Raw genomic sequence first — 13,456 nt, forward strand, 5'->3', positions numbered from 1 at the left:
ATGAGAAATAGATCCTATTCTATTTTTTCCGGTTTACTCATTTTCCTTTCCTTCTGCGGAGATATTGAAAGACCACCTTTATATACTTTGTTCTTAACTCCGAATCTCCCGAATAATATCGGAGTCGTCACCACCGACTTTGGGGGAGGAGGAAGGTTTAAGGTGTTAAATCCGGAACTTCTTGTTTCTTATCCGGGACTGACTCCTATCCATTCCGATGCGGTAGCGAGATTCGGAAACAATAGGGTGTATATTCTAAATCGTTTAAATAGGGACAGTATCCAGGTTTTGGATCCGAATTTCGGGTTCCAAACGATCGCAGAATGGTCCATGGGTTCCGGCACAAATCCTACCGATATCGCGATTGTCGGTCAGAACAAAGCGTACGTATCACTTTACGGATCCAGAATATTGAGAGTTCTTCATCCTTTGACGGGAGCGAGTTTAGGACTGATCGACCTGGGAGGATATTCAGAACCAAGCGCCATTCCGGATAACCTTCCAGAAATGTCCGGTATGCAGATTGTGGGTACGAGTCTTTTTATCGTTTTACAAAGATTGGATCGGAACGATCCGAGCGGGTATTTCCCTCCAGGACCTTGGGGATCTCTTCTTTTAGAAATAGATACTGTAACGGATTCTATTATTTCCACTTATACGTTTCCGACCCCGAATCCCGTCGGGAAACCGCAGATCTTAGAACTTTTCGGAGAGACTCATTTGGTTTTTGCCGCTGCAAATAGAATGGGTTTTTTAAGCCAGATTGACGGCGGAGTGGTGGCGTTTCGACTTTCTACTCGAACTTTTCGCTCCGGCTTTTTATTTCCGGAAACTGCGGCGGGCGGGGATATATTAGGAGTGCAGATCAAGGACGAACAATTGGGTTATGCAAGCGTTCTGGACGCTTCCTTTAATAAAACATTACAAGTATTTAATCCAAGCACTGGACAGAAACTGGCAGATCTGCTTTTTATTCCTTCTTCTTACGACGCGAGCCTGACCACAATTCTTCTTGGGGAAGACGAGATACTTTACGTTTCCAATACCCAATTCTCTCAACCGGGAGTTACGATGTTCGATACTAGAGACAATCGGCTTTTAACACCGGTTCCGATCTCCGTGGACCTCCAACCTTTCGACTTGATACAACTCAAAGAATAATTCTTTACCTTGTGTCGAAACCGGATTGACAAAGCTCTAAAAGAATGGATGATCGTTCGTTGTTTTTCGGAGGCCTATTTCCTTGAGTTCCGATATTTTTCAAATGATCGCCGCCGGTCATAAAGCCCAAGTTATCTACTCTTTAAGAGAAAATCCGGACCTGGCCTCCAAACTAAATCCGGAAGGGATCACTCCCGTATTATTCGCTCTCTATTTCGGCAAGGACGATATTGTAAATTCGTATCTCGCCTTAGGAATTCCACTTAATCTGTTTGAAGCGGCAGCTTTAGGAGACGAGGACCGTGTTAGAGGGCTCGTCGATCCAAATCCGAGTATCGTTCGTTCTTATAGTCCGGATGGTTGGACCCCTTTACATTTGGCGTCTCATTTCGGAAGACTTTCCATTATTCGATATTTATTGGAGAAAGGAGCGGACATTCACGCTAAATCCAAAAGTAAATTATCGATCGGTAATACTGCATTACATTCTGCTGTAGCTTCCTGGCGGGCCGACGCGGTTGCGTTACTATTGGAGAACGGTGCAGACCCTAATTTTACGCAAGATGGAGGTTTTTCGCCGCTTCATATTGCCGCAACCAGACAAGGAAACGAACAAATCGTCGATTTACTTTTGAAAAAGGGAGCAAATCCGGATCTTAAAACGGAGGATGGAAAAACCGCCAGAGATATCGCAGCGGAAAGAGGAGTGGCTTTTAGCCCTTAGGTTTTGCTGTTTGTGATTATTTTAATCGTCGAATATTGAAACATTATAATTACCTAATTTTTTTGAATATCCCAAATAAAACCGCGATTTGTATTCCTAATAGGAGATACGTCCAGTTCCAATCGTTCCCTTTTACTTGTTCTTTCCGTTCCGTTTCTAGTTCGATTTTTAGTCTTTCTATCTCTAAGCGGAGAAGGTTCATGCTGGCAGTCAATTCTTCCATACTTTTGGTGGAAACGCTTGAGATCGGCGTATTATTTCTAATTATTGGAGATAATTTTTTACTTTGATCCGGATAATTTTCTAACTCCGCAAGTTCTTTTCGAATACTTTCGTTTAAAGGCCATTTTTCGTAGGCTTTCATAAGATATTCTTTCGCCTTTTGAAAGTTTCCCTTTTTCTTTTCTTCATTTCCTATTCCGATCCAGGCCCGGGTTAAAATAAATTCCGCTTTTGAATTGGAAGGATCGGATCCTAAAACGGAATTTGCCAATAATTCCGCTTCTTCGAATTGTTTAGATTCTAATAATATGTTTCCTTCTTGGATCCATCCGCTTTCCGCTAATTCCTCTTCCGAAAGTAGGAATAAAGGAGAGATTACAAGAACACAAAATGCGAATATTCTAAAAATTGTATCTTTCCTGAGGGAAATTTTCATCTGTCGATCCGGATCGCTTTATGAGCATATCTTCTTCTTGGCATAGTTGAAGGATGAGTTGTCCACGCGGAACCTAATGGATTCCCGGAATCCAAAGAATACACGGTATTTTCCGGGATATTAATGGATGAAGCTCCTCCAAAAGAGAAAATTTTCCTAGTTTCATAGGAAGTCTGGACTGCGGGAAAATATAAAGAGCTCGGAAGGCTTGGTCCCAAAGAAAAGGAAGAAGAACCTAATTGAAAAAATTCGGTTCTGTTGGTGGGAATAATGGAAGTGGCAGGTTGGAAAACATTGCCGGAACCGGTGGAACCTCCGACAACCGCGAAATAAACTCCATCGGCAGGGAAAGGATCGGACGAAGAGGGTAAAATACAAACGCTCGCAGCTCCATGTTTGGATTCCCCCAAACTCGGTTCGCTAAAGGAAGTAGTCGTATTTGCGGAAGCGGCAAAACCATCCGTGCTTGCGTTAGCGCTTCCACTATTATACGTCCTACCACCGGTATAAAAAATAATACCGTTGATCGTACAACCCGCCATATCAACCCTACTAAAGATCGTGGAGGCGGAAGAATAAGAGATCCATTGACCGTTTGTTCCCAATTCCGGATAGAACTTTAGAATTGTATTAAATACCGGGCCATTCGTCATATCGGTAGAATTCGAACCGGATAGAAGATAGATCTCATCCCCTACGGAACCTGCCACCGCGCCGATAGAGCCGGAAGGTAAAGAAGATTTTGTTTCCCATAGATCCGCATACGGATCATACACTTCGACCTTGGAAGAAGAAACATAGGTCCCCGAAACATTCTCCATACCTCCGATCACATATATTTTGTTTTTATGATGAAGAATGGAGGCAAAGATCCGAGGACTTGGGATGGTCGTAATGGAAGAATACCAAATATCCGTCACAGGATCGAATAGATCCACTTCTCGTATAGGTAGTCCGTCGTTACCGATCCCTCCTAAGATCCAAATCCCTCTCGTTTTGGGAGGATCGTTAGAGATCCAGGTCGTAAATTCTAAAATATTACCTTCCTCTATCCTTTGAGATCCGCAGGTTAAGATCGCTCTGTACGAAGTATTCGGGGTCAAATGCCTCCATTCTAAAAAATGGGTTTTAGAAGAATTTACACTTGGGGTAATTCCTTCGCTAGTATACATCGTACCCTTGGAAACTTTCGAACAATTCCAAGAAAGAATTGCCGATTTCGGGCCTAATTTGGCTACAAATGCGAATTCCACTTTGGAAGATTCTTCCCCTAAAATTTCGGATAAGCCGGAAGCCGAGCAGAAACAAATGAGCAGGGAGATAAAAAGAATTATAAAAATAGAATATATTTTTCTCATATAGCAAACCCCCAGGAGAATCGGAAGCCTGATCTGCAAAAGTTCGTTCCTTCTTCTATATTGCACTGAGATCGGATTCCAATTCGTAGGGAAGATCCGGATGCCGTTCGCCAATTCCAACCGAATTCGAAAATGAGATCCGGATTGATCGTAGAGATCCTTTCCTCTCCCGATCGGACTAAATTACTGAAACCGGCGCCAGTTAACCAATACGGAGAAGAAGCTCCGTAATATTTTCCCAAATACAGGGACTGGCTCCATATACTTAAGTTTCCGTTCCTACCTTTTCCAATGGATGCCTCGGAAGAAACTCCATAGAACCAAAGTTTGGAATTTGTATCTCTTTCTATGAATGCGCCACCTCCGTATGTGATAGGGAAGGCCTGTCCCCATGCACCCCAGGAATAGTATCCGGAAGCGAAAAATCCGATTCTCCATTCTATTTGTTTAGAAGTTTCTAATAGATATCGTTCAGATAGTATCGGAGGCTCCGAGGAGATATCCTCAAAATTATGAGAGAGGATTTTACTTCTATCCAACTCGGCAAAACCAAGTTCCGTCTTTAAAATGAGTTTATTCTCTCTTTTTTCTATCAAGACCCCTTTAAGTTGGGTGCCATCCGTTAGTTTGAATTCGGAATATCGATAGGAGGAATCAGGACCCTTCTTCCTGGGGTCTATCCGTTGGAGTTCCGACCTAGGGATCTTATATCTTTTCTCTTTCCAGGAAAAAAGAATGTATTCCGGTTCTTCCGAAACTTCTTCCGCGATAAAAGCATCTCCATTCTTGAATAAAATTTCGAAAGCGAAAAGATAAGAAGGCAGTAAGAAGATCCCGCAAAAAATAAAAGTACACTTTTTGGACATAGACGTATTTTCGATTAGGAAGGTGGAAAAAAATTCGACCGAACCTTATATGGATGGGATGTGACTTCTTCGAGTAAAAAGAAAGAAATTTATTTTGAATTCATTTAAAATATCCCAAAATAGTATATTTTAAAATTTGTATGTTCCTTTGGTGATGGATCCTTTTTGGGTTAAAATTCGGAATTCGTGCGGAATATGGATTCCAAATTCGAAAATGGGAGATTCATCTGAATCCCAATTCAGGATATTTGAAAAAGAATGTGGAAATTGTGATTTTTAATATCCTAAATTGGGATATTTATGTTTGACATTGGAAATTTTAAACGTGTTAGTGCTCTTATATATAAAAGTCGCCTTTAGGTGAACCGCTCACAGCTCGGCTAATTCCAATCCGGAACAAAATTCCGGAAATACAAAGAAGGATTTGGCAAGCTAATGTTTAGGACCGGAAGATATTATGTAATTCTTATATTTTGTAGTGCAATCCTGCTTTTAGCTTGGAACCCTCTACGTCCTATTTATTCATTTTTCTCGACATTTTTCGGATTGGAGACCGAGATACCTCTTCCGTTTCCGGACGTTAGTGTAAATTCGTATGGAAAGCCCGGATTTTCACTTTCGATTCAGGTCCCTCCGGGAACTGGAGATTTGGTTCCTTCCATCGATATCCAATATTCCGGCTCCGGTTCGGGAATATTGGGGAAAGGTTGGACCTTAGTTGGATTTTCTCAGATCTCTAAAAATCCGAATCTGGGAGTTCACTTCGGCTCTTCCGATGGATATACTTCTTCCCAATTCGGTGAAATGATCTCCGATACAAGCGGAAATTATAAATTCAAATTCGAAAGTTTCTCCAAAGCGGAGTTCGATGGTTCCGTTTGGAAGGTTCGAGATAAAAACGGGATCATTTACGAATACGGAAAAAACTTTTCCGGCGGTTCCAATTCCAGATTGGATAGTGATGGAGCGCCTATCGCCTTTTACCTGGATAAGGTCAGAGATAGGTTCGGGAACGGGTATGATATCCAATACGATCCGGAAAATCTTCAATCCGCGGACGTTATGCCTAAGGAGGTCGTGTATGCCAGAGGAAATGCGCGGATCCTCTTTATTTATGAGGATCTGTCTGAAAGATTTGGAGAAAAAATTTTCTCTCTCACCAAATCTCTTTCCCGGAAGAAAAGATTAGAAAAAATCGAAGTGTATGCGAAGGATTTTTCAGGTTCGGAAAACTTAAGCGAGGTTTATGAATTCGATTATGATACCATTGATGGGGAAACTTTTCTTACTTCCTTTCATCGTAAAAATTTTAAACCGATCCTCTTTTCGTATTCGAATCGGTCGAATCAAGCCCAATACGTAAAGTCCTCAGGAAAAACATTCCAAAATTCTTATAGAGCCTCCGATCCCAGCGTGAGATCCTTTTGTGAGGCGACTGTTGCATCCTGTGCTTGTACCGCTGACTGGGGTTGTATTGTTGCAAGTAACTATTCGGCGCCCTCGCTTTGCCAAATTGGGATAGAAAATTTCCAAGATATTTGCACCAACGGTGTTGAAATGTCTTTTGCCGTTCCTGCGGATGTGGACGGGGACGGAAGTCCGGAAATGGTCCGAGTGTTGGGAAATATGGATAGTCAAAGATTTTCCGTTTCCAAACTTTCTTCTTGGGATACGGAAAATTTAGATCCGATTTCTGTGAGCGGAGAATCTAAGGGGAACCCGATCGGAGTCACCACAGAAGGAAGGATTTTTCCGGGAGATTTTAACGGAGACGGGAAGACCGATTTTTTAGTCCTAAGGTCCAATGATGCTAAAGGGATCGTATATTACGGTCCGGATCTGCATTCCGTAGAATATCCCGAACTGATCGCGGAAAATTTACATCAAAGTAAACCGTATCATTTTTTGGCGGATGTAAACGGTGATGGGAAGATCGATTTTTTGCAGGCAAAAACTTCCACAAAGATCCAGATCTATCTTTCTACCGGTTCCGGTTTTCAAAAATCACAATTATTGAATATTACAGATCCAGGAAATTCTTTCCAAGGGTTTGTGGATATGGATAAAAACGGGATCCCCGATCTGCTTAGGGTCAACGGGACTTCCGATCCAAGATTGATCTTAACATTCTACGATTTTAAGAATGGGAATTTGATCGAATTAGAACAAACCGAAATTTCCAGAGCAACCTTTGGGAACGACGGAGATCAATTCGTTTCCGATCTGAACGGGGACGGATATCTTGATTTTGTATTTTTTTCCGGGGTCACAAGCCAAGGGACCATCCACTATTATCCTTTCGATGGAAGAAAGTTTAGAACGAACGGGGGAGGCGCCTTCCAAACGGTGAGTGTAAATGGTGCATATGCATCTAAACAAAAACAAAGTTCATCCGCCTCTAACCAACCTTTTATGGAAATCGATCTTTCTGGGGATGGGATCAAGGATAGGGTTACCTATAACTATTCAGATCTTTCCAATCCGTACTTTATTGTAGAGGTGTATGATACTTCTCAGTCCAATTATCTTCCCGGTTTTTCGTTGTATTGGAATCAGGATTTGACCCAAGACTTAAACGGGGACGGGGTTCCGGATATTCTTAGAGCGAATGTAAGCACTACCGAAGAAGCAGATAACGAAGATGCGGATTCCTTGCCCCAAACGATAACCGTTCGGAATTTTTCGGTAAACATTACGAATATCACATATTATGAAATTCCTATAGATCTCAGAAATTATCTCCCTTCCGCAAATACATCCGGAAGTTCTTCGGATAATGCGTATTTCAATTGGAGGAATAGAAAAGAATTCATAGATCTGAACGGGGATGGAAGAGCGGACTTCTTGAGATATGATTCTTCCGAATCTAGGCTAATCGTTTCTTATTCTAAAACGGACTCGAATGGAAATCTATTTTATTCCGCCGATGGGGACGAGTCCTGGGTGACTGGAGGATATCTGATTCCGCTGGATATCAATGGGGATGGTAAACCGGAACTTTTAGGCTTGAATGGCGAAAAAAGACCGCTGCAGTATTCCGTGCCGTCCAGTATTCCATTTGTGAATACGGTAGCTTATCGTCAGTTCCCTTATGAATCGAATTTAGAATTACATCTGTTAAGATTCCGTTCCGATATTCCTTCCGGACTTTTGACCAAAATAGAGAACGGTTCCTATGTCTCCGATGGAAACGTAAGCGTTCAATTAGAGTATTCCCTTTCTAAAAATCATCCGACAGCGAACGGACTTGCGTTATATGATCCGAATCATCCTGAATTTCTTCCTTTCCTGTTTCCGGACTTTTTGACCGTTAAACTTTCTCAAAAAGCGGGGAGTACGGTTTTGGAAGAAAATTCATATAAATATTTCCACTCGCGAATTTATAGAGGCGGATTTAGAAATTCCGGATATTTAGGATTTCAAAAAATAGAAGAAAAAAATACGATCTCCAACTCCATTACGGAAACGAAATATGATACTCCTTTCTTGGAGGCTGTTGGAATTGCGACCGCTCAGACGAAATTTAAGAATGGGTCTAAAATTTCCGAATTATATAAAAACTTCCGAAAATCAATATCTTTCAACGGCGGCATACTGATCCAGGAAACGGATACTCTGGAGAATGTATATAGGGCAGGTCAATTATTCCAATCTTCTACGGTAACAAAAACGTATGATACGTATGGAAATAATACCCGCAAAGACACAAGTATTAACGGAACCACTGTCGGCGAAAAAATTACGTATTTGAACGATTGGAACGAGGGTATATTAGGAAAGCCGACTGATATTCAAGTATTGAAGAATGGGGAGATCATTTCTCACAAAAAAATAGAATATTCTAATTTTCAAATATCAGCGGTGAAAGAGGAGATGAGTCCCGGTGTCTGGAAAAGCGAAATGATCCAGGCATACGACTCTTACGGAAATCCAAGTCTTATAAAAGAGTCTAGCGGAAATTCGATCACTGTAGAATATGATAATATTCTACATAAGTTCCCGCTCAAGATGACCAACGGACTAGGCCAGGTCACCGAAAAAACCTATAATTTTGCAAACGGTTTGGAATTATCCAGCACGGACGAAAATGGGGGAATTTCCAGAACGGAATACGATCCTCAGGGGAGGGCTATAAAAAGTTATTTACCTGGGGAAACCGAGTGGTCGGAAAAAATCGAATATGAAAACACCGGGGACCTAGAGAATCAGCTTGTCCGAAAAATCTTCCGAAGGAGTAATGGTGAGACTTGGCAGGAAGATTTGAGTAATAATATTACTAAAATTTCTAAAAAAAGAAGCAGCCTAGTAAACGGGTACGTTCTAGTGGAGGAAACTCGCCGGAATTTGGAGGGCCAGGTCACTCGGAAAATCGATCCGTATTTAGAAGGATCCAATCCTTTTTCCTGGACGGATTTTACTTATGACTCGGAAGGGAACCAGGTTCGAAGCGAAAGAAACGATGGAACAGTGATCGAATCCGAAACCGACGGTTTGATCTCTAAAAGAAGGGAACTTCTTAACGGAAATCTAATTAAGGAAACCATTGAGGAGAGAAATCTGATCGGTCAGGTAATTTCTTCGACTCAGCAAGGAAAGACAACACGCTATTCTTATGACTCTGCCGGTAGGATTTCGGAGATCATAGATCCCGAAAACGGGACCACGTTTATTGAAAGTGACTTTGGAGGAAGAAAGGCCAAAGTGGTCCATCCGGATTCAGGCAGGATCGAATATGAATACGATCCAAATTCCGGAAAATTATCCAAACAAAAATACCAAAACGGTTCCAGCATACAATACTCATACGATATCTTAGGAAGAGTCTCCCAAGTGAAAGGAGAATCTCCTGAAACTGGGGTCGTATATTACTTATATGAATACGATGACCCGGATAAAGAGAATGGGATCGGTAGATTGACCAAAGTAACAGACCCACTTGGATCGACGGAGTTCGGATATGATCTAAGAGGGAATCAAAACCTCGTCGTAAAAAAACTCACGGAAGAAGATCTACAATTTGTAATTCGTAAAAAGTATAATCTGCAAAACCAAATAGAAGAGACCGTATATCCGGATGGAAGTATTGCAAAGAACTTATATTCCGAAGCTGGATTTCTTTCCGGGATCACTTTAACGCCCGGAGATGGAAGTGGTTCTGATTTTCCTATCGTTCAATACCAGGGTCCTATCCTGGAGGATGGGGAACTTAAGATCCAAAGACAGTTGGGAAACGGTGTTCGAACGGATATATATTATGATCTGATAAAACGTAGGCCTAGTAGATTCGTTTCCGTCAAGGATACTGAAATTTATCAAAGTATAGAATACAATTACGATCAGTTTGGAAATTATCTTTCTATCTTGGATAAAAAAAATCCGGTACGGAGCCAAAACTTCCAATACGATACGCTCAATAGACTGGTGTCCGCTTCGGGCATTTATGGAACGGAAGAATACACATATTCCGATTCCGGAAAATTACTCCAGAAAGGGAACTTATTCTATTCTTATGAAAATCCTTCTCATAAGAATGCAGTTACAAGGGTAGCAGGTCAAAATCATTCTTACCAATATTCTTACGATGGTTCCGGAAATATCATCTCCAAAAACGGGGAAAGTTTCCGCTACGATCCTTTCCAAAAATTGAAAGAGATCCAAACGGAAGACCAAGATCGTATTAAATTCGATTATGACTTTTCGGGAACCAGAATACGAAAAACAAAATCCAGCGATTCCAGTAAAACAATCAGTTTGGGCGGATTGTATGAAGTTTCCGTTTCTCCTGGAAAATCCCCGCAACATACATTGTACTTCCGGGGGAATTCTGGAGATCTGGTGGCCCAGTGGACCAGAACGGACGCAGTACTTGTAAGTTATCTGGGAAATAGTATTTCCGCTTCACCGTCCGGAATAGAAACGGGATGGAAGACGTTATCTTGGGCGGTAAAAGACAATTCGATCCGAGGAATAAAGTATTTATTCCTAATGCCGGGAACTAATTTAGGATTTTTGTATATAACAATTCTATTAGGTCTTGGATTCGGACTACTTTCCTTTCAAGAAGGTCTATGGAGGTCCGTTTTAAAATTCACTTCTCCGATCCTGATCGTTTCTTTTTCAAATTGTTCTGTTCTGATGCCCGGTGGTAACGGAAATCCACCCTGGTTAGTTCCACCGCAATTTGATTCAAATACACCGACTGTAAGTAACCCTTATGAGCCGGGGGGACCGGGGTCCGGAGCGGGACTTCCAGTCGGCGGATTCTTATTTCTTCATCCGGATCATTTGGGTTCCATCACCATGGCAACAGATGGGAATGGAAATAGGATCGCAGGAGGGGACCAGGGCGGAGCATCACATATTTCTTATAAACCATACGGAGAGATCCAGAGAAACGATTCTTCCGGACCGGATGTGTTCCGTTACAAATACAATGGACAAGAAGAAGATAAGGAAACCGGTCTCTATTATTTCAAAGCAAGATATTACGATCCGGTCATCGGAAGATTTTTACAGGCGGACTCGGTTATGGATACCTCGAGACCGATGGGGATGGATCTGTATATGTATACGGAAGGTAATCCAATCAGGTACACAGACCCAAGCGGGAACAGTATTTTGAGTAGTTTCCTGGAAAGGAACGGGCTTGGGTTCTTGAACTTTAATCTTTCGTTAAGTACATTTTTTAGCAATGCGCTTTATGTGAGTTCTCAGAGATGGAGCGATGCCGGACTTGGAATTGTTATGGCGCTCAATCCAGCTGCAGTGATTGGAACCGCTTTAGGAGTGGGTGCAGCCGCTTCTTTAGTAGCGACCGCTACTATCACTACCGGACTTGGACTTGCGGTTGGGGCGGGGATCGCCGCAATCGGAGCCGCATCCTTGGCGAGTGTGGCAGCAATTACGTTAGGTGCTACAGTTGCAGCCGTCGCACTCGCTACCGGTTTTGCAGCCAGTGCTATCGCTGCAGGACTTGCGGCTTCCGCGGCGGGAGTAGCTCTTTTTGTAGGTATGGGGGCGTTGGCGGTCGTATCTGCCGTAGTAACTACCGCTCTTGCTGCCGCAGTGGGAACTGCTCTGCTTGTGAGTGCTCTTATTCCTATTCTTGCTGCGACCGGGCTCGGGATTGGATTAGCGCTCGCAGGAGCTACTTTGTCTCCAATGACTTTCCAGGCGTATCTAGCAGGTGGATATTCTAAATCAAGTTTCAATAATATAAATTGGAATGAGAAGAATGCGAGAACTGCGGCTTGTTATGCGGTGGCGGGGCAGATAGCTGTAGTAGGCTCATACTTTGGGTATTTAGGATATACGCAAGTTGTCGCACAGGCACCAATTATTGGAAAAATAGTTCAATATGGTGGTTACGGCTTTACTGGAAAAAGTGCTTTGGACCAAGACTGGTCTTCCGTCGGAATTGATCTTTTAAGTTATGGAATCCAGCTGATTTGGGATGTGGAGATTCCGCTAGGTTTGATTGTTAAAGCCGGAAGTGCTACGCAACGGACCTGTGGAGGAACTTTGTGAAGATGAAGGTTCTTCCATTATTCTTATGTCTTCCGTTTGTATTTCATGATTGTTTTCCACTAGCCGGATTAGGCAGCTATAACCGAGGATGGACTCCGAAAGAATTTCATCACAATTACCTGAAGTTCGAGATAAAAAATTATAAAGAAAGAAAGAACTACGATCAGAATAGGTGGTTTTTTAAGGTGAATCAATATTATTTTATTATAAAATGGATGGATCCAGATGTCTACTTCCCCTATACAGAAAAAGATAGAATTCCACGTGTAATCAATCCGCCGGAATTTTATTATACAAATAAGAAAGATCTACTAAATCGTAATTGGTTTCGCCAAATAATGGAAGGCAATCGTAGAGATTACTTCGCTTATGACTGTGAATACTGGATGCCTCTTTTGCCAGGCAAGAACCTGTATAAAATTTTTATAAATGACGTAACTGACCAAAGGAGCGAGGGCGCTGATCCTGAATTTGACCTTCCGGAAGGCTATTCCGTACGAATGAAAGTAGTTCCGGCAATGCGCACTTTGGGTTCCGATCCGACCCGGATGCCGATTGGGGAACGTTCTAAAGACCCTGAACTGATTAGAAGGGGTTTTGATATCCAATTTACGATAGAAAAAAACCGCCCCGGTGAAGAAGAGCCGGTCTGTGAGTTGGGGACAGAGTCTTAATCTTATAGAAACATATAAACTTAAACTAATAAAGGTAAACGAAAAACGATGAAACGAACCTATTTCACAATATTGATGCTACTTTTCGTTCTGAATTGTATCGCAGTGGATACATTAGGAATAACGGATACTTACAAAGGAGATGAGGCCAAGGAAAAGTTATTGGCTGCGGCAAAAGTTGGGGATTATTTGACTGCTACGGAATATTTTACTGACCAAGGTTATACTGGGGCCGAATTGGATTCTTATGTGATGGCTCAAGTCATCTTAGCATCTTTTATAAATGAGACGGTCTTCAATCTGGATGAATCCAAATATTATAAAAAGAAGGATGTCGACGACTGTGCTCAAGTGATCCAATTTTTAGGGGTCGTCGCTGATTATGATTCTTTTACTTCGTTCATGACCAATCGAACTTGTCGTTTAAATCCAAACGATATGTTTTTTGATCGGAATATCGGTAAAAGTTCGAATAGCGGCGAATAAAA

General features: G+C 42.0%; 8 protein-coding genes. 5 read left to right on the forward strand and 3 right to left on the reverse strand.

The window, feature by feature from the left end:
• Nucleotides 1-1,161, forward strand: coding sequence for a hypothetical protein (locus tag LEP1GSC192_RS17570; protein WP_020771234.1), 1,161 nt, complete (start codon nucleotides 1-3; stop codon nucleotides 1,159-1,161).
• Nucleotides 1,162-1,264: 103 nt separating this feature from the next.
• Nucleotides 1,265-1,885, forward strand: coding sequence for an ankyrin repeat domain-containing protein (locus LEP1GSC192_RS17575; RefSeq protein ID WP_036091014.1), 621 nt, complete (start codon nucleotides 1,265-1,267; stop codon nucleotides 1,883-1,885).
• A gap of 49 nt (nucleotides 1,886-1,934) precedes the next feature.
• Here LEP1GSC192_RS17575 and LEP1GSC192_RS17580 read toward each other — a convergent pair whose 3' ends face one another.
• The 3 genes from LEP1GSC192_RS17580 to LEP1GSC192_RS17590 are packed head-to-tail and all read right to left on the reverse strand — an operon-like array spanning nucleotide 1,935 to nucleotide 4,767.
• Entirely contained in the window at nucleotides 1,935-2,543 is a 609-nt protein-coding gene (locus LEP1GSC192_RS17580; RefSeq protein WP_020771383.1) for a lipopolysaccharide assembly protein LapB, read from the reverse strand.
• Complete coding sequence (locus tag LEP1GSC192_RS17585) at nucleotides 2,540-3,901, reverse strand: kelch repeat protein (RefSeq protein WP_020771487.1); 1,362 nt, start codon at nucleotides 3,899-3,901, stop codon at nucleotides 2,540-2,542. The genes LEP1GSC192_RS17580 and LEP1GSC192_RS17585 overlap by 4 nt, the downstream gene beginning before the upstream one ends.
• A complete protein-coding gene (locus LEP1GSC192_RS17590) occupies nucleotides 3,898-4,767 on the reverse strand; it encodes an LA_3334 family protein (protein WP_020771134.1) in 870 nt (289 codons plus the stop codon). Before LEP1GSC192_RS17590 ends, LEP1GSC192_RS17585 begins: the two co-directional genes overlap by 4 nt.
• A 435-nt stretch (nucleotides 4,768-5,202) precedes the next feature.
• Here LEP1GSC192_RS17590 and LEP1GSC192_RS17595 point away from each other — a divergent pair, with 435 nt between their 5' ends.
• The 3 genes from LEP1GSC192_RS17595 (at nucleotide 5,203) to LEP1GSC192_RS17605 (ending at nucleotide 13,454) form a co-directional block, all read left to right on the forward strand.
• Nucleotides 5,203-12,294 (forward strand): RHS repeat-associated core domain-containing protein, encoded by a 7,092-nt coding sequence (locus tag LEP1GSC192_RS17595; RefSeq protein WP_020771201.1) that lies wholly within the window; start codon nucleotides 5,203-5,205, stop codon nucleotides 12,292-12,294.
• Between the two features lie 185 nt (nucleotides 12,295-12,479).
• Nucleotides 12,480-12,968, forward strand: a complete 489-nt coding sequence (locus LEP1GSC192_RS17600) for a hypothetical protein (RefSeq protein WP_232421094.1) — start codon at nucleotides 12,480-12,482, stop codon at nucleotides 12,966-12,968.
• Nucleotides 12,969-13,016: 48 nt separating this feature from the next.
• Nucleotides 13,017-13,454 (forward strand): TIGR04452 family lipoprotein, encoded by a 438-nt coding sequence (locus LEP1GSC192_RS17605; protein ID WP_020771162.1) that lies wholly within the window; start codon nucleotides 13,017-13,019, stop codon nucleotides 13,452-13,454.
• The last annotated feature ends 2 nt before the right edge of the window (nucleotides 13,455-13,456 follow it).

The organism is Leptospira sp. B5-022 (genome assembly GCF_000347035.1).
GTDB lineage: Bacteria > Spirochaetota > Leptospiria > Leptospirales > Leptospiraceae > Leptospira_B > Leptospira_B cinconiae.